13 protein-coding genes and 1 pseudogene are annotated in these 18927 nt (G+C 38.7%); 5 read left to right on the top strand and 9 right to left on the bottom strand.

The annotated features are described in order from the left end of the window. Nucleotides 1-95: 95 nt before the first annotated feature. The 4 genes from nrdF to HXT27_RS01585 all read right to left on the bottom strand — a co-directional run bounded on the left by nrdF (nt 96) and on the right by HXT27_RS01585 (nt 4505). A complete protein-coding gene (gene nrdF, locus HXT27_RS01600; RefSeq protein WP_082266300.1) occupies nt 96-1205 on the bottom strand; it encodes a class 1b ribonucleoside-diphosphate reductase subunit beta in 1110 nt (369 codons plus the stop codon). 158 nt (nt 1206-1363) lie between these two features. Next, a complete protein-coding gene (gene nrdE, locus HXT27_RS01595; RefSeq protein WP_422113184.1) occupies nt 1364-3616 on the bottom strand; it encodes a class 1b ribonucleoside-diphosphate reductase subunit alpha in 2253 nt (750 codons plus the stop codon). Between the two features lie 117 nt (nt 3617-3733). Continuing rightward, nucleotides 3734-4234 carry a class Ib ribonucleoside-diphosphate reductase assembly flavoprotein NrdI gene (gene nrdI, locus HXT27_RS01590; protein WP_075523839.1) on the bottom strand — a complete coding sequence of 167 codons (501 nt, stop codon included), beginning with the start codon at nt 4232-4234 and terminating at the stop codon, nt 3734-3736. Between the two features lies 1 nt (nt 4235). Next, complete coding sequence (locus HXT27_RS01585; RefSeq protein WP_075523838.1) at nt 4236-4505, bottom strand: glutaredoxin domain-containing protein; 270 nt, start codon at nt 4503-4505, stop codon at nt 4236-4238. A 417-nt stretch (nt 4506-4922) separates the two neighbouring features. Between HXT27_RS01585 and gndA the strand changes: the two genes are divergently transcribed. Beyond that, entirely contained in the window at nt 4923-6383 is a 1461-nt protein-coding gene (gene gndA / locus HXT27_RS01580; RefSeq protein ID WP_422113183.1) for an NADP-dependent phosphogluconate dehydrogenase, read from the top strand. A 344-nt stretch (nt 6384-6727) separates the two neighbouring features. On the opposite strand, the gene pgl is transcribed toward gndA, so the two are convergent. From pgl to HXT27_RS01560, 4 genes are all read right to left on the bottom strand, one after another. Then, nucleotides 6728-7549 (bottom strand): 6-phosphogluconolactonase, encoded by an 822-nt coding sequence (gene pgl / locus HXT27_RS01575; protein WP_422113182.1) that lies wholly within the window; start codon nt 7547-7549, stop codon nt 6728-6730. A gap of 126 nt (nt 7550-7675) precedes the next feature. Further along, complete coding sequence (locus HXT27_RS01570) at nt 7676-8611, bottom strand: glucose-6-phosphate dehydrogenase assembly protein OpcA (protein WP_103043421.1); 936 nt, start codon at nt 8609-8611, stop codon at nt 7676-7678. Next, the gene (zwf, locus tag HXT27_RS01565) at nt 8608-10200 is read right to left on the bottom strand and encodes a glucose-6-phosphate dehydrogenase (protein ID WP_233186138.1); all 1593 of its coding nucleotides are present in this window, start codon (nt 10198-10200) and stop codon (nt 8608-8610) included. The genes HXT27_RS01570 and zwf overlap by 4 nt, the downstream gene beginning before the upstream one ends. Before the next feature lie 531 nt (nt 10201-10731). Beyond that, the gene (locus HXT27_RS01560; RefSeq protein ID WP_233186139.1) at nt 10732-13326 is read right to left on the bottom strand and encodes an acyltransferase family protein; all 2595 of its coding nucleotides are present in this window, start codon (nt 13324-13326) and stop codon (nt 10732-10734) included. A 301-nt stretch (nt 13327-13627) separates the two neighbouring features. Here HXT27_RS01560 and HXT27_RS01555 point away from each other — a divergent pair, with 301 nt between their 5' ends. Next, on the top strand, nt 13628-14122 hold the full coding sequence (locus tag HXT27_RS01555; RefSeq protein ID WP_075523834.1) for an inorganic diphosphatase: 495 nt from the start codon (nt 13628-13630) through the stop codon (nt 14120-14122). Between the two features lie 152 nt (nt 14123-14274). On the opposite strand, the gene HXT27_RS01550 is transcribed toward HXT27_RS01555, so the two are convergent. Continuing rightward, nucleotides 14275-15009, bottom strand: coding sequence for a beta-carotene 15,15'-monooxygenase (locus tag HXT27_RS01550; protein WP_103043422.1), 735 nt, complete (start codon nt 15007-15009; stop codon nt 14275-14277). Between the two features lie 297 nt (nt 15010-15306). Here HXT27_RS01550 and HXT27_RS01545 point away from each other — a divergent pair. From HXT27_RS01545 to HXT27_RS01535, 3 genes and pseudogenes are all read left to right on the top strand, one after another. After that, nucleotides 15307-16014: pseudogene (locus HXT27_RS01545) on the top strand (winged helix-turn-helix transcriptional regulator); the annotation flags it as partial. Nucleotides 16015-16429: 415 nt separating this feature from the next. Beyond that, nucleotides 16430-17038 carry an endonuclease III gene (gene nth / locus HXT27_RS01540; RefSeq protein ID WP_233186154.1) on the top strand — a complete coding sequence of 203 codons (609 nt, stop codon included), beginning with the start codon at nt 16430-16432 and terminating at the stop codon, nt 17036-17038. Nucleotides 17039-17338: 300 nt separating this feature from the next. After that, complete coding sequence (locus tag HXT27_RS01535) at nt 17339-18901, top strand: ABC transporter substrate-binding protein (protein ID WP_103043533.1); 1563 nt, start codon at nt 17339-17341, stop codon at nt 18899-18901. Nucleotides 18902-18927: the final 26 nt, after the last annotated feature.

The raw sequence follows: 18927 nt of genomic DNA, 5'->3' as shown, positions 1-18927 counted from the left end.
AGGTTGCTTATGAAAAGTGCATAAGCAACCTGAGTGATTAACTGATTAACTAATTAACGAAGTAATTAAGCAACTAAGCGACTACTGGTTAGCGACTAGAAATCCCAATCATCATCATCAGTTTCAACTGACTTGCCCATAATGTAGCTTGAGCCAGATCCAGAGAAGAAGTCGTGATTTTCGTCTGCAGCAGGAGATAAAGCCGCGAGAATTTCCGGGCTTACATGAGTTTCTTCTTCGCTGTATTTTGCTGGATATCCAAGGTTCATCAAAGCCTTGTTAGCGTTATAGCGCACGAAGTCAAAAACGTCATCGTGGAAGTCAAATCCTTCGTAAATCTGACCAGAATACTCAACTTCCAAATCGTACAAAGTGTCGAGCAAGTTCATAGTGAACTTTTCAAGATTCTTCTGATCTCGCTCGCTCCTAAGTTCCAAACCGCGCTGGAACTTGTATCCTGAATAATAGCCGTGAATTGCTTTATCGCGCAAAATCAAGCGAATCATGTCTGCAGTATTCATCATCTTACCGCGAGAAGCAAAGTAAAGTGGCAAATAGAATCCTGCGTAAAGAAGAAGTGACGAAAGCATAGTTGCAGCAATCTTACGCTTAAGCGGATCTTCGCTTTCATACTCGCAAAGCACAGTGGTAACGCGCTGCTGCAAAACATCGTTTCCAACAGCCCAACGGTAAGCTTCGTCAATCTCCTCGCTAGAGCAAAGAGTAGAGAAAATAGAGGAGTAGGAACGTGCGTGAATTGATTGCATAAAAGCAATATTTGTGTAAATAGCCTGCTCATGCTCAGTGCGAGCGTGCTCAATCTGGCAAAGCTCACCAATAGTTGCCTGGCTGGTATCAAGCAAAGTCAAGCCTGTAAAAACGCGAGTAGTGGTTTTACGCTCAAGGTCAGTGAGTGAGCGCCAAGAAGGAATATCATTGCTCAGAGGAACTTTTTCAGGAAGCCAGAAGTTAGCTATAAGGCGATTCCAAACATCCAAATCCTTGTCGTCAATAATATTGTTCCAATTAACTGGGCGCACGCGCGATCCGTGATGGTAGCGATACTGAGCTGGTGTGATGGAAGCTGCCATCATAGCGTCATCTGCGATTATGCGATTTGTGCCAAAAGGCTTATCGAGGCTACTTCTAAGCGCAGTTGGGTCGAGCGCAGTTGGGGCGAGCTCGGTTGGGCTGAGTTCTGTCATAATTACTCCTGATTTTGTGTTTACGTTTTATAAAATTTTTAAGTTTTGATTTAATCTTTTAAAGATTTACGGTGCTAAGATTTACAGCGTAAATCTTCATAGCTCTAAGATTTATTGTCATAGATAGATTTACAGCGTAAAGATTTTTGCGCTACGCACTATAGTGTGCAGCTAACGCAGCCCTCAATTTCCGTACCTTCTAAAGCTTTCTGGCGAATACGAATGTAGTAAAGAGTCTTAATACCCTTACGCCATGCGTAAATTTGAGCTTTGTTCAAATCGCGAGTAGTAGTAGTGTCTGGGAAGAACAAAGTAAGTGACAATCCTTGATCCACATGCTGAGTTGCTTGCGCATAAGTGTCAATAATTGCCTTCCAACCAATTTCGTAAGCATCCTTGAAGTATTGCATATTGTCATTCGTCATGTAAGCTGCAGGGTAGTAGACGCGACCAACTTTGCCCTCTTTACGAATCTCAATGCGCGAAGCAATCGGGTGAATCGAACTCGTTGAGTGGTTAATGTACGAGATAGAACCAGTTGGAGGAATAGCTTGCAAATACTCGTTGTAAATGCCATCGCGCAAAATCTCATCGCGCAACTGCTCCCAATCGCTGACGGTTGGAATTGCAACGTTAAAACGAGTAAACAAATCACGAACTGTTTGAGTTTTAGGTTCGAGCGAGCGGCTTCCGTTAGTGTACTTATCGAAGTAGTTGCCTTTGCCTGCAGGCTTAGCGTAAGCGCTAGTCTTAAAGCTTGCAAAAGCGTGACCGCGCTCCACAGCCAAAGCGTGAGAAGCTTTATAAGCGTTGTAAGCAACTGTCATAAAGTACATGTCTGTAAAGTCAAGAGCTTCATCGCTGCCATATTGCATGTGTTCGCGAGCAAGGAAACCGTGCAAGTTCATCTGACCTAAGCCGATTGCGTGGCCTTCAGCATTTCCACGGCGAATTGAAGGAACGGAATCAATCGAAGTGCGCTCGGAGACAGAAGTGAGTGCGCGCACAGCAAGCTCAACGCTTGCACTCAAGTTTCCATCCATCGCCTTAGCGATATTAAGCGATCCAAGATTGCAAGAAATATCGCGACCTACGTGACTGTAAGTCAAATCTGCGTTATAAGTGCTTGCTTCCTGAGTTTGTAAAATCTCAGAGCACAAGTTGCTCATAGTAATGCGACCTTCAATAGGATTCGTGCGATTGACAGTATCTTCAAACAAAATGTAAGGGTAGCCTGATTCAAACTGAATCTCAGCAAGCGTCATAAAGAATTCACGAGCGTCAATGTACTTCTTGTGAATGCGAGGATTTGCAACCATTTCATCATAATGTTCAGTAACGGAAATGTCTGCAAAAGGCTTACCATACTCGCGTTCAACATCGTAAGGGCTAAATAAAGCCATCTTTTCTTTACGCTTAGCGAGCTCAAAAGTAATATCTGGAATTACAACGCCCAAAGAAAGTGATTTGATACGAATTTTCTCGTCAGCGTTCTCGCGCTTAGTGTCCAGGAAACGCATAATATCTGGGTGGTGAGCGCTAATGTATACAGCTCCAGCTCCCTGACGAGCGCCAAGCTGATTAGCGTAAGAGAATGAATCTTCTAAAAGTTTCATAACAGGCACAACGCCGCTAGATTGATTCTCGATTCGCTTAATAGGAGCGCCAAGTTCGCGCAAATTCGTAAGTAGCAGAGCCACTCCGCCACCGCGCTTAGAAAGTTGTAAAGCAGAGTTAATTCCACGAGCAATAGATTCCATGTTATCTTCCAAGCGCACAAGGAAACAGCTTACAGCCTCGCCGCGCTGAGCTTTACCAAGATTTAGGAATGTTGGTGTGGCTGGTTGGAAGCGACCTAAAAGCATCTCATCCAAATAGTTCAGTGCTGCTTTTTCATCACCGTCTGCAAGTTCCAATGCAACGGCAGCTGCTCGCTGAGCGAAGTTTTCCAAATACTGCTTGCCATCAAAAGTTTTCAAAGCGTATGAAGTATAGAACTTAAAAGCGCCTAAGAATGTGCCAAAAGTGTGGTGAGCAGATTCTGCATGCTCATAGAACTTGTTAAGGAAATCATCGCTGTACTTGCCGAACACATTGCCGTTGTAGTAGTAGTTGTCAATCAAATAATTCAAGCGTTCACGAGTGGAATTAAATTTCATGCTATGTTTTTGCACATAATCCGAAATGTAAAGCTTTTCTGCTTCCTTGTCTTTATCAAACTGAATGCCTTTTTCTGGATCAAAAAGACCGAGCATAGCGTTAAGAACGTGGTAGTCGTGGCTGTTTTGAATTCTCTGCGCTGTGCTGTTAGCGCTATTACCAGTTGTGCTACCATCGGATTCAATGCTTGCGGTATCAGTGTGATCAAGATTAAGCGAAGTAGATTCGCTCATCGGATCTGTGCTATTCATTTGATTGATTCCTTTCTTTTACGCGTTGCGCTTACTTTTTAAACGCTGCTGTTTTTTATTTTTATTTTTATTTTTTTTTTATTATTTATTTATTTGATGCTTTTATTTATTGCTTGCTTATTTCGTTTCTTTTAATTGCTTTAAAAATTTAGGTATTCCATTCGCTACTTTTTCAATATCTTCTTGAGTTCCTGTTAATTCAAACGAGTACATATTTGGAATTGCACACTTTCCTGCAATCTGGCTTCCTGCAGCACAATAAGCTTCTGCGAAATTCGTATTTCCGGAAGAAATTACACCTCTAATAAAAGAACGATTTTCTCTGTTATTTAAGAATTTACGAACTTGTATTGGGATTGCTTTTGATATATTTCCTCCGCCATAAGTTGGTACTATTAGCACATATGGTTCGCGCACGTTTAGTTCTGGATCTTTCGGCCTAAGTGGTATGCGATACACGTTTACGTTGCTGCTAGGGAAATCACAATTTTTTACAAATCGCAATGTATTCTCGGAAACTGATGAAAAATACACTACTGCGCCAATTGATTCGCCTTTTGCTTTTGCTTCTGGCTCGCTTGGCTGTGCGATGTTTTCTTGTTCTTCTTGCTCGCTCATTTTATGCTTCTTGGATTTTTTCTGATTCTTGATTGCAATTTTCGAGTTTGTCTGCAATTTGCGCAATTAAATCTGGGCGGTATCCGCTCCAAGACGAATCTGGTGTAATAACTACTGGCGCTTGTCGAAATCCTGCTTCACGCAACTGATCTAATGTTGAAGGGCTTTGAGTTAAGTCTACTGTTTCAAAATTTACGCCAAGTTTAGTGAATTGACGTTTCGTGGCATCACATTGTGGGCAATGTGGCTTTGTGAAAACTGTTATAGTCACGATTCTTCTCCCTTCGCTGCATGTATTTGAGTTTTTTAGTTTTAGGTTCAAGATTCCTTTTGGTGCTTTTGTTTCTGAGCACGGTTTAACAGTCTACTACCAATTAACACTATTTATAGTGGTGTGTTGTGTAGTCAATCACTATATTTAGTATTTTTTAATTTTTGTAAATGCGCGTGTTTATAAGATTTATGCGGAATTTGAGCTATTCTATCAAAACTAAAAATGTAATCTTTATCACAAAATTGCGATTCCTGTTAGATCTTTAAATATGTGCTTTATCTTGTGCACATGCTTTATCTTGTGCACATAGGTAGATAAACTTAAAACGTGCATTTTGATTGGTTAAGTGTTAAAAGATAAAACAGTCATAAAACAATAAAACAGTCATAGATAATCAAAAGATAGAGGTACAAAATGACGGAAATTCAAGCTAAAGCAAATATTGGCGTTGTTGGCTTGGCAGCTATGGGTTCTAATTTAGCGCGTAATCTTGCGCATCATGGCAATACTGTTGCTGTTTACAATCGTCATTATTCTAGAACTGAAACTTTAATGAACGAGCATGGAAGTGAGGGTGCATTCGTTCCATCTAAAACTGTTGAAGAATTTGTAGCATCCTTGAAACGACCACGTACTGCAATAATTATGGTAAAAGCTGGAGCTCCTACTGATGCTGTTATTGAAGAACTTGCGAATGCTATGGAGCCTGGAGATATTATTGTTGACGGCGGAAATTCTTATTTTGAAGACACTATTCGTAGAGAGCGTGACATTCGCGCTCGCGGTCTTCATTATGTTGGTTGCGGTGTTTCTGGTGGCGAAGAAGGTGCTTTGCGTGGACCTTCTATGATGCCTGGTGGCACTGAGGAATCTTGGAAAACTCTTGGTCCTATTTTGAAGTCGATTGCAGCTGTTGCAGAAGGTGAGCCTTGTGTAACGCATATTGGTACTGACGGTGCTGGTCATTTTGTGAAGATGGTTCACAATGGCATTGAGTATTCAGATATGCAACTTATTGCTGAAAGTTACGATTTAATGCTTCGCGGTTTATGCATGAAGTCAGACGATATTGCTGACGTATTTAGTGAGTGGAATAAAGGCGAGCTTGATTCTTATTTGATTGAAATTACAGCTGATGTTTTGCGCCAGAAAGATGCTAAAACTGGTAAGCCTTTGGTTGAAATGATGGTAGATCACGCTGGAATGAAGGGTACTGGTACTTGGACTGTGCAATCTGCACTTTCGCTCGGAATACCTGTTACCGGTATTGCTGAAGCTGTGTTTGCTCGTGGACTTTCAAGTCAAGTTGACTTGCGAAAGGCTGCGCAAAGCCAAGATTTGACTGGTCCGGACGTGCATTTTGATTTTAATGATGATGAGCGTAAAGCTTTTATTGAAGATATTCGTCAAGCTTTGTATGCTTCTAAGATTGTTTCTTACGCACAAGGTTTTGATGAGATTGCTGCAGCGGCGATTGAGCACAATTGGAAGATTGATCAGGCTGCAGTTGCTCGCATTTGGCGAGGTGGCTGCATTATTCGAGCGCAATTCTTGAATCGTGTTTCTGAAGCCTTTGAGTCTGGGCAAGCCAGTGTTTCATTACTTTTTGCGCCTTACTTTAAGGAAGCTATTGAGCGATCTCAATCTGCTTGGCGTAGAGTTATTTCTCGCGCTGTTGAGCATGGTGTGCCTGTGCCAGCATTCTCAAGCTTGCTAGCTTATTATGATGGTTTGCGCTCCAAGCGTTTGCCTGCATCACTTATTCAGGCTCAGCGCGATTTCTTCGGCGCTCACACTTACGGTCGTATTGATGAGCCAGGAGTATTCCATACTTTGTGGGCAGAGCCTAATCGCCCAGAAGTAAAGCAAGATTAAAACAAATATAATCTAAAAATAATTCTTGCGTAAGCGTCACATGCGTTATTATTCTGCGTGTGACGCTTTCTTTTTGCCTTATAGTACCTTTTACAACTTGGATTGTAAATTTGTGCTGGGTTCGTTCAATTGTTGCTGAGTGCAGTTTTCCTTGATATTTCACCAGTTTTATAAAGATTTTCCCAATTGCGCCATGTTTTGTCAAGCAGATTTTCGCAAATGCGCCATGTTTTTATGGGTCAATTTTCCCAATTGCGCCATGTTTCGAACATGATATTTCCGCAATTGCGCCAACATAATTTGCTTTTTTAAGATTTTCGCTAAGCGTTGTGAAATCTATGCGATTATTGAATTGCAGCTTGCAGTGTTTCTGCTGTTGTCATCCAAGAGATTTCGTCTGTTCCGTTAGCGAAAGACGCAGGATATTTTGGGTTGTCATTTTCAGAAAGTACATTCATTAAAGCAACACTTTTTTCGACTCCAGCAGTCAAAAACCAAGTCTTGCGACTTCGTGCCAATATTGGAACAGTAAGCGACAATCGCATTGGCGGGTTCTTAGGCGAGTGGTTTACGCCAACAACAATGCGCTCGCGATTATTAACTTGCGGCAATCCTGGGAAAAGGGATGCCATATGAGCGTCAGGCCCCATGCCTAACACAGCTAAATCAAAAACAGGTTTTTCTCCTAATAAGCCAACAATCTCATCTTCGTATTCTCGTGATGCAGAATCTAAAATAGCGTCATTTTCAGCATCACTTGCATTCGAGATTTCTTCCGCACTGCGTTCATCTGAAGGCATCTCGTGAATATGAGATTCTGATAAAGCTTTGTTAGAAGTAAGCAAGTTAAGAAGCGTTTCGCGAGCTTTGAGCGCGTTTCGATCTTCGCTATCGTAAGATACAAAGCGTTCATCTGCCCACCAAATATGAACTAAATTCCAATTGATTGCAGGAAGAAGAGGATTGCTTGCTAACATGCGGAACATGCGAATAGTGTCAGTTCCGCCTGTAAGAAGTAAATGGAATGGTTTATTAAGATTTTGCACATTATTTTGTGAATCCATAATAATCGTAACTAATCGTTGTGCTGCAACAGCTGCAAGTATTTCACGATTATCATATCCATATACGATTGCATTATGAGAGAATTTAACATCGTCTGTCATGGTTTGCCTTGTTTACTTTATATTGTTTTTTCTTCTTTATGTTTATTGATTTATTGATTTATTTTACTTTATTTTGATTTATTTATTTATCTATCGATCGGTTTATCTATCTAGATTTATCTAGATCTATCTATTGCAGTCTGCTTTAACAATTTGAGCATAAATTTCATCTGGGTCGATTCTTCGTAATTCTTCACTTAGGCAATCATCTAAAGTGCGAATAGGAAGAGCAATTGGTTGTGCTGCTTGTCCTGGCAAGCTAATCATTGCTTGATCGCTTCCGTCTGGTCGAATCAGTGACAATACTCCATCTTCCCGCTCTAGTGTTACAGAAGTGATTGCTTTTGCGTCTTGTGTTTCTATGCTTTCAACAGGAACATTCAAAGTAATCTTTAGCCACATCTTAAGCAAATGCAAAGGAACATAGTGATTAGGTCCTGTTACGGTTGCTTTCAAAATAGGCAAGTGAGGTGGCTGATCTAGCATAGAAGCCAACATTGCTCGCCATAAAGTAAGGCGTGTCCAAGAAAGATCTACATCGTTTGCTGACCAGTTTTTGCGCAAATTTTGCACAGTTTTAATAGTGTCTTCAGAGTATTGTGCGTCAGTAATTCGACTACTAGCCATAGCTCCAAGTAAATCATGTGCAGGATCTTCTGGTGCATTAGTTGGCCACCAAGCAACAATCGGAGCGTCTGGAACAAGCAAAGGTATAACAAGAGTATCTGGGTGTCTAACTAAACCATTATGAGGGTATAAGATAATTATTTCTCCAGCTCCAGCGTCTGCGCCGAAACGTACTTGAGCATCAAGATTTGGTATAATTTCTCCTCGTTCATCAGCGTGTTCACTAGACCAATCGCGAACTATTGCAATAACTCTGCAAGGATGTTCTCTGCTTGCTGCGTTTGCTGCACCTAAAGCGTGTTCTAGTTCTTTAAGTGATGTGTCAATTAGTAAAGTGAGCACACGTCCAGTTGCGGATTCTCCTCGCTCTTCGTGAAGTTCGTCTATTTTAGACGCAATTTTGCTTGTATTCGTATCTGGAAGATCAATAATCATGGCAATCTCCAATGTCGATTATCTCGAGCAAGCATATCATCTGCTTGTTTAGGTCCCCAAGTTCCAGCTCGATATGGTTGAGGCTGTGTTCCAAGAGTGCTCCAGAATTCTTCAATAGGATCGAGAATTTTCCAGCTCAATTCAACTTCTTTAGTCGTTGGGAAAAGTGGTGGTTCTCCAAGAAGTACATCAAGAATTAGGCGTTCATAAGCTTCAGGGGAGCTTTCAGTAAACGAACGACCATAGCTAAAGTCCATAGACACATCGCGTACTTCCATAGCTGTTCCGCCTGGTACTTTTGCTCCAAATCTCATAGTTACGCCTTCGTCTGGCTGAACGCGAATCACAATTGCATTACTTCCAAGTTCACGTACAGCAGTAGATTCAAAAGGCAAATGTGGTGCTCTTTTGAAAATTACAGCAATTTCTGTAACTCTTTTACCTAAGCGTTTGCCTGTGCGTAAGTAGAATGGAACTCCAGCCCATCTGCGAGTGTCAACATCTAATCGCACTGCTGCATATGTTTCAGTAGTGCTTTTCGGATCGATTCCTTGTTCTTCTAAATATCCAACAGCTTTATATGATCCTTGCCATCCTGCAGAGTATTGTCCGCGAGCTGTATTTGTAGCTAAATCTTGTGGAAGTCGAATTGCGGATAATATTTTCGTTTTTTCTGCAGTTAAATCTCCTGCACGGAAACTAACTGGTTCTTCCATAGCTGTTAATGCCATTAGTTGGAGTAAATGATTTTGTATTACATCTCTAGCAGCGCCAATACCATCGTAGTATCCAGCTCTGCCACCTATGCCGATATCTTCAGCCATTGTTATTTGCACGTGATCAACGTAATTTGCATTCCAAATTGGTTCATACATTGAGTTTGCAAAACGAAATGCAAGAAGATTTTGTACAGTTTCTTTTCCTAAATAATGGTCGATTCTGAACACGGAATTAGGATCGAAAACTTCCGATACAACGCGATCTAATTCTTTAGCGCTTGCTAAATCATGCCCGAATGGTTTTTCGATTATCACTCTTCTCCATGCGTGATTAGAAGAATGAGAGAGTCCGGAAGCTGCTAGTTGTTTTGCAACTACTGGGAAGCTAGATGGTGGAACAGACATGTAGAATGCATGATTTCCGCGAGTTCCACGATCTCTATCTAATTCGCTTACTGTTTTACTTAAACGTTCAAAAGCTTGTGAATCATCAAAAGTTCCGCGTACAAATCGTATTCCCTTCGCAAGATTTGTCCACGTAGATTCGCGGAATGGTGTGCGACAATGTTCTTGAATATTTTCTCGTACAAAATTTACGAAATGTTCATCAGTCCAATCGCGTCTAGCAAAACCAGTAAGTCCGAATCCTGGCGGTAAAAGTCCGCGATTAGCTAAATCGTATACTGCTGGCATAAGTTTTTTGCGCGCTAAATCGCCTGTAATACCAAAAATTACTAAACTGCATGGGCCTGCGATGCGAGCTAATCGCAAATCTCTAGGATCTCGCAATGGATTATGCCATGTTAATGCTTTATCTACGGAATCGTTATTAGATTCTGTATTGTTGCATTGTGTCCTCAACTCAGTCATATTCACTATCGTAATGTTGTGATGATATTTTTCACACGCGCTTTATGATTTTGCTCAAAACTTAGCTTGTAGTTTGCAGTTAAATATGCATTTATTTGATTTTTAAATTTTTGTATAGGTTTATTTACAAAGTATGCTTTGCTATTAGTTAGGCAGAGATTTAAGATTTTTCGCCCTGAATGAGATTTTTAGTGCAATTTTTTATCGCGCACGCAGTAACAGCTCAACACTTCGCTGGCAGGGAAGTCCACTGGACTTCCTCTCTGTGCCAGCTCACTCATCGAAGGAGCTTAAAGCGCGCTATGCAGCTTTAATCTCAGTCGATTCGCAGCCCGATGGTGATTCATCGAATGAAGAAGAAAAATCGAAAAATCTCAGTGATTAACCGAAGATTAAAAGACTAAACATGCAAAGAGATCTCGGAGTTTCTCTTAGAGCAATGTAAAAATCTTGCGATGAGAGAAACTCCGAGAGCTCAGCCCCATTTGATAGGAAAATCCTGTAAATAAACCTATAGTTTTATTTACGCAATCATCCTCCGCATATTGCAAGACGAATCATGCGAGCGTAATGTGGACCTCCGACTGGAGTTAAGTGTACGCCATCATCTGTTAGATATTCTGAATGGCCATTGCTTAACCCATGCCAATCGATAATTCCAACATTAGGATTACGTGAAGCAAAATCACGCAATCTGGAATTCGTAGCATCTTGCCATGGTTGTGGAACTCTAGTTGTTACAAAGTAGATTGGCTTACCTTTGGCTACGTCTACCATATGCTGGAGTACTGAGTCGTTTCTTGGCAATCCGTTTGTACCAAGAGCGTAAATAACTACATCTCCTTTATGCCCATCTGATGCATCTTTTTCATAAGTGTCTGCGCCGTGATATATTTGTCGGCTAACTTTTCCATCTATGAATGCGTTAGGCAATTCTTTGAGAAGATAAGGTTTTGCTCCTTCAGTAATTGAATCTCCAACCATTGTTAGCTTTGCAGAGCAAGTTCCTTTTTTCTTATCTATTTCCATATTGGAAGTATTCAGATTTTCTGGCACTTTTTCTGCAATAGGATTAAGGACTTTATGTTTAGCTGGATGAGGTAATCCAGAAATCTTTTTAATATTTTCAATCTTTCCTTTGAAAATTGTGTTGCTATGTCGATTATTCAAATTTTTAGATTGTGAATTGCTTTTCTCTTTGTTTGAATCATTAGATTTTTCGTTATTTTGTATATTGCTTATGTTTGCAGATAGTTCAGGTCTTAATTGCAAAGATCTTTCTTTTGCAATATCTTTCCAATTAAGTGGCAATATAATTAGCGCAACTGTAATCGCTGCACAAACTACTATGAAAACATCTCGAATAGCGAACGTTACTTTATTTGTGCTCATAGTTGAGTCTATTGAGCCTAATGTATTAGCTTCTTTCAGAGAGAATTTGTGCTTAATTAGCGGCATTTCAAATATGCGATAGAATACTTCGCAAATTGCAATTGCTAATAAGAATTGTAGTATCTGTTCCCACCATGATGCCAAGCTTGTGCGCGTTGCAGGATTAAGAATCTCAAAAAGAGGGAAATGAACTAAATATAGTGCGAAAGAGCGTTTTCCAAGGTATTCAAATGGTTCGAATCCAAGAATTTTGTAGCATAAATTATCTTTTTGCAAGCATGCCCACAGCATTATTGCGCATAGCAATGCTACTAGTGTGTATCCTCCGTAAGGAAGCCATGGAGTTGTGCCATCTTCCATAACATATGCGTAAATTAATATAACTACAGCGCATATTCCTATGATTGAACGAATCCACGATGCTAGTGGAGCGTAAGTGTGTATATGTGGTTTTGAACTGAAAACGTTTTTTGGTAACTCTTTAATATCAATATCTGAGTTTTGTTCTTCATGTTGTTCGCAAAGATCTATTTGTAGACCAGCACGTAAATCTTGAGGAATATTGTTTTCTAAGTCGTAATTGTACGTTTTGTAGCTTGATTCGCTATTATCGTCAATTGATTCGTTTGTAAATTTCTCAGTTGATTCGTTTGCGGATTCTCTTTCTAAATCGTTTTCTGATTTAGATGAATATTGACCTTCGTTATAAACACTTTCTTGAGCGTCAATAAGTGCTTTTCTGCGTTCTTTATTTGAGAAAATAAACGTGAAGGAATCTGCAATAAATCCTCTTATAGAGCCTTTAGAGAACCACGTAGAATACATGGCAAATAATGCGCCAATTAAGAATTCAGATCCTCTTGTATCCAAAGAGTAGTAAACGCGTGCAATTGTCATTCCATCGCCATAAATAAAGCTGATAATTGCAGTTGTGACAGTTGAAGCAAGTGTTAAAAGAATTGTTAAATTTATGCGAATAAATGCTGAACGTACAAACTTAATAAGCGCTAGTAATATAACTGGCCATATTACGAATGCTTGCATTACAAGACCAAGATACCATAAATGTTTAATAGGAGAAGGTAATCCAGCTTGATCAAAGTAAGAAACATGACGTAGAACATACATCATATTGCTAAAGAATCCTGCGCCGCCAAGCGCGTCTGATTGCAATTTTGGCAATAAGCTTGGTGAAAATAGCCATAAGAATGGTGCGCTTAATGCAATAATTCCTAAAGTTGAAGGCCAAATTCTCCTAATTCGATTCCATAAATATTTGAAATAATGTATGTGTAAATCTTTGTTATATAAGTGCAATAGCGTTATTGTGCTGAAATATCCTGCAAGCACGAGAAATAGCGTGACTCCTAAGAATCCGCCTTGTAACATTGCTGGTCTTAGATGGAATGCAACTATTCCTATGATTGCTAAAGCGCGCAATCCATCAATTGCTGGATTTCTTTTTGAAGAATTGTGAGTTTGCGTGTTGTTATCTGAGCCGATTTTTGACCCATTTTTTGAGTTGATATTCGAGTTACTGTTCAAGTTGTTTGATGTGTTTATTGAATAGTTATGAGAGTCATCAATGGAATTATTAAGTTTATTATTGCGAGCAGTGAATACGTTGGTTTCTGAAAGTCTGCCTTCTTTTTCAGTTGCATTGTTTTGTTTTAAAAAGGCGATATCTGTATTAGGAATAACAGGATTCATGCCTGTTTTTTCTTTTGCCATCATGCCTGCAATTCGATTCGTTGTACTTCTTATTAAAGTAGTATTTTTGATAAAATCAGAATGATAATAACTACGTATTAAGACACTGTTGAGAGTTAAGCGTGTCTTAATTTTATGTACGAATATTGTATGTAATAATGCCGAAATTATGCGTTATATTTGTTTATTTTTCGCAAAATTTTTCTATAGTAATTTATGAGATTTTATCTATTTTAGTGCAAGTAATTTTCATATTTATTTTGTGCTCTTTAGCGCGCGGTAAAGTAGGAAGGAAAATATTATTGCCAGCGCTAAAGGAGGAAAAATGGCTGAAACATTTAACGTTGTTGTGGAAATTCCACGTGGCTCTAAGAATAAATATGAAGTAGATCATGAAACTGGTCGCGTATTCTTGGATCGTACTCTTTTCACTTCTATGGGATATCCAGATGATTACGGTTACATCGATGGAACTTTAGGTGAAGACGGTGATCCACTTGACGCTCTTGTTATGATTCCAAATTCCGTGTTCCCAGGTTGTGTAGTAGAGTGCCGAGCAGTTGGCTTGTATCACATGGTTGATGAAGCTGGCGGAGATGACAAAGTTTTGTGCGTGCCTGCAGACGTTCGTTTTGATGATATTAAAGATATTGATGATGTAAGTGAGTATCATAAAGCTGAAATTAAGCATTTCTTTGAGCAATACAAGGCTTTGGAGCCAGGCAAGGAAGTACTTCCTGGAGATTTCTGGGCTGGTGTAGAACAGGCTGAAAAAGAAATCGTTGAAGCTCGTAAGCGTCTTGAAGCAAGCGAAAAGTAAGTATATCAAGTATCTTCATTTTAATTTAAGATTATAAGTCAAAGGCTTATAGTCTTAAATTTTTTTTTAAGTTGATTTAGTGAGTTGCTTTTATATTTGCTTTTTGTTGCATTACTTATTCTTAATTTGTTTCATCACTTATTCTTATGTTCTTATGCAACTAATAGCATCCCTAATCCTGCTGCGTAAATAAGCATTCCTGAAAGCATGATTGGTAATAAAGCCATACCTACTTCTGGCTTTATGCAATTCGAATTGTATTGTTCGTTTTTGTGCCATATATAAGCCATTGCGGAAAATACTATTATTCCAAAAATGCAAATAGCTGTAACTATGTATCCGCCTATTACATTTCTTAAAGATGGCATGAATCGTATTATTGAAGGTAAGAAAAGCCATCCTGGAAGTGCTGCTGTTGCAACGCATGCTGTAAGAGTATGTGAAAGATTTCGTACGAGATTTGTGCGCTTTTTTCTTAGCATTTGTCTAGTGAAACTTACAAAAGTAGCTGTTACAAGTATAAGAGCAAACGATACAGCCCATCTTTCATAAGGGCGCATTGCTGCAATGAATTTGTTCATAATAACAGATGATTCACTGTCTATAACGCTACTAGGGAGCATTCCACTTAAAGAAAGTGATGCACACCAAATAGATGATATTCCAGCAAAAAGAGCTATTATGCAATCTGTTTTTCCGCCGCGCAAAGGCCACAGTGTAAAGAAAACAAGCAATATAAGTGAGCATACTAATATTGATGCTTTTAACGTTAATGTTGAGAATGGGAGGATTGCAGCTATAAACATGAATGCCACTGTGAGAATTTGAGTGAATGCAATTGTTATATACGCATTCGCTGTTTTCTTCGCGTTTGTGGTTCTACTCATTCTCACTCCTGTGGCTTCGAAGGACGTATATACGTGTAGTTATCTTCTTATGAATCGTGAAATTCTATGCGGAATCTACATATTTATTATATATAGCATATATCTATTGTGATATTTGATGTTATTTTGTTTTTAATTTTATATATTTCTATTTTAATTTCCTTAATTTCCTATGTTTTATGATTTTACTTGTTAAAATACTGTCTGTAATCCTAAAATTATGTAATCTTCGCGCTTATGGGCTACACTTCTAGTAAGTGCGATTTGCGCGTAAGCCTTTTGGTTTTGGAGGTGTGTATGACAGACATCACTTTGATGACTTCTTGTGTCTCGCCTGCCATGGTGCTTCCTTCTCTCACTTTGCTTTCTCATCGCGTCCGAGTACTTCCTCTTGATTCTTCCAGTTTCGTTAGGATTCCTGAGCAAACCGTGCTTCTGATGGACGCTAGAGATGATTTAGCTACTGCGAAGTCTTTATGCAATTTGTTGCATGTTTCTGGCGTTAAAGCTCCAATTATTCTTATTTTGACAGAAGGCGGATTCACTGTAGTTAATGCTACTTGGGGAGTAGCAGATGTAGTTCTTACAGGTGCTTCTCCTGCAGAAGTTGAAGGTCGTTTGCGACTTGTAGCACAGCGTAGTCGTTTTATGGAATCTGCAGCAATAAAAGAAGAATCGTCTTCAGAAGATATTGAAATTTCTGGAGATGGTTGTATATACGCTGGAGAGCTAGTTGTTGATACTCGCGGTTACACAGTGACTTTGCATGGTCAACCTATAGATTTGGCTTATAAAGAGTTTGAACTTCTTAAATATTTTGTACAGCATCCTCGCCGTGTATTTACTCGAGCGCACTTATTGCAAGAGGTTTGGGGGTATGACTATTACGGTGGCACGCGCACTGTTGACGTGCATATTCGCCGTCTTCGTGCAAAGCTAGGCGGCGAGTATGAACACGTGATTGGTACAGTTAGAAACGTTGGTTATAGATTTGATCCGCCTGAAGATGCTGTTGTTGATATTGACGGCAGCGATGAGGATTTAGTTGTATCTAGTTCTCGCATGAGTGATTCTGTAATAGGATCTGCTAGCGGTTCTTCAATTGATTCTTCTGATTCAGATGATTTAGATGACGATACTATAGATGAAGCTGCGATTGCTGAATTAAAAGAAATATCTTCTGCTCATAGAAGATCCACAATGGTTTCTAGGATTGCTGCAAGAGCTGCAAGAGAAAATTAAGTTTGATTTTCTAAGTTTGATTTTCTAAGAAGTTGTTGTGTTGCTTAAATCTGCTGAATCTACTGAGTTTTGTGAATCTTTCGAATCTACTGAGCCTAATGAATCTAATGAATCCAAATTATCTGATGATTATGCAAAAAATTTAACTCTTTATGAACGCGTTCATAAAGAATATGCTTTGCTGTGTGAACAGATCCCGTATCCTAAATGCGCATTGAATTTTAAGAATCCTTTCGAGTTGTTAGTGGCAACTGTTTTAAGTGCGCAAACAACAGATAAACGTGTTAATTTAGTTACGAAAAACTTGTTTTCTGAATTTCCAGATGCTTTTTCTTTATCTAAAGCTTCGATTAGCAAAGTGGAGTATTTGATTCATTCTTTAGGTTTTTATAGAGTAAAAGCTCAACATATTATTACGCTTTCTATGCAATTAGTAGAAAAATATAATGGTGTTGTACCAAATACTATGAAAGAATTAACGTCTTTGTCTGGAGTCGGTAGAAAAACTGCAAATGTTGTTCTAGGTAATGCGTTTGGTATTCCGGGATTTCCTGTAGATACTCACGTTATAAGAGTTACAGGTAGATTGCATTGGCGTAAAGATTGGAATAGTTCTAAAGTAAATCCAGTAAAGATTGAGAGTGAAATAACTTCATTTTTCTCGCCTGAAGAATGGACTAATGTTTCACATAGATTGATTTTGCATGGAAGAACAGTGTGTACAGCGCGTAATCCTCACTGTTTTGAATGTCCTCTGAGATTTACTTGTCCTAGCGCAAAATGGTGAGCTTATAAATTGCTACGTATGTGCTTTTCGTATGCGTTTTCGTATGTTCTTACTGCATGCTTGAAATACTTCTCGAGTTTGCTAATTTGGTATGATTTCTTGCAAAAATTCAGATATTGCAAAATGCTGAGTGAGTATTAAAGTCTGATAAATTGCTAAATAATATAAATTTACAACTGAAATATCTTAATATTTTATTGTTTTACATTATTTAATAGTAAATTTTTATAATTTAAATATTAGCTATTCTAAAGTTAGTTTCATTTTTGTATTTGGTATAGAATGTTCTGTATGTCAAAAATGGTTGCTTATTCACGAGTTCGTAGGCATAGACGTAGGCGTATGTGGATTCCGTGGGTTGTTTTTTCTTTAGTTTCTTTGATTTTGCTAGCTCTTATGTGGTTTGGTTGGCAAGTCATGAACGGAAGACCTATTATTCCATCTTCTATAGATTCGTTTATGCCTATTGACGGGAAAACAGTTACCATAGGTTTGCGTACAGCTCCAAAATCTTTAGATATTCGTAATGATAATAGTGATGAATTACAACAAGCTTTATTAGAGAATGTTTATGAAACATTAGTTAATCGCGATGAAAATAATGAATTAAAACCTGGATTAGCTAAATCTTGGAGTGTTTCAGCGGATGGCTTGAAATATACGTTTAACTTGCGTCATGGAGTTACTTTTTCTAATGGTGTTGTTTTAGACTCCAAGGCAGTTTTGCAATCATTAAAGCAAGGTATAACTAGCAGATATCCTGGATATGAAGCTTTAGAAAATGTTAAACTTATTGATAATACAGATGCATACACTTTGAAAATTGAGTTAAATTCTCCGGATCCATTGCTTTTAAGACGACTAGCTGGACGAGCTGGGATAGTGTATGACACAGGTGCTCTTATAAATTATTCGAATAATGCGCTTGGCAGCGGTCCTTTTGTTGTAAGTAGTTATAAAAAAGATGATTCTCTAGTTTTGCGTTGCAATAATAAGTATTGGGGTACTCGCGCAAAATTAGGTGGAATTATTTTGAAATATTTTAAGGATGATGCTTCTCTAACTAATGCTATGTCTAGCGGAAGTATTCAGATGGCTATTCCTTTAGATGGTGCTGACAATAATCGTCTATCAACACTTCCTCAAGTTTCGTTAGTAAAAGGTAAGAGCACGCGTGTTCAGATTGTTGCATTTAATAACGATATACATTCTGTTTTTAATGAAAATTGGATTCGTATTGCTGCAAGTTATGCAATTGATTCTAAATGGGCTATTGATGCTGATGCGAATGGCGGAGTTCAAGTCGGAGGTCCTATTGACCCACTTTCTCCTGGTTATGAAGATTTAACTAATGTATTACCATTCGATAAAGTTCAAGCTAGAAAACATTTTAGTTATTTCTATCCTAGATATTACAGAACTATGGTTTTGCTTGTTCCCAAGAATAAAGTTGATCTTGGTAAAAAAATTGCTGATGCTGTGTCTTCTGGTGCTCGTGCAAAAGTAGACTTGCAAATTTTGGATCAGAGTGAAATCGAAAATCGTATTCGCGATCACAAATACGATATGGCGTTATCGTCTATAAACCATACTTTAGATATTGATACGTTTGTGAGGATTGATTCGCCTTATTTGTTCCAAAAGCATGATTCGCAAGAAGCGTACTCTAATGCTATTAGTTCGCCTAATGTTGCGGGATATTTAGCAAATATAAAGAAATATGCTAGAAATCTTAGTGAAAATGCGCCTATTAAGTGGTTGTATGCGAAAAATAGTGTTGTTGCTGTGAAATCAAATATTGAAGGATATCCTAAAAATATGACGGATCAGTTACTTCCTTTGCGCGATTTGAATGAAAAATAGACTTAATTAAATTTTGTTTTTCACGT

Source organism: Gardnerella bivia (assembly GCF_049262715.1).
GTDB classification, from domain to species: Bacteria; Actinomycetota; Actinomycetes; order Actinomycetales; family Bifidobacteriaceae; genus Bifidobacterium; species Bifidobacterium vaginale_A.
The sequence above is the reverse complement of the archived record's forward strand: the minus strand, read 5'-3'. Positions and strand labels throughout refer to the sequence as shown.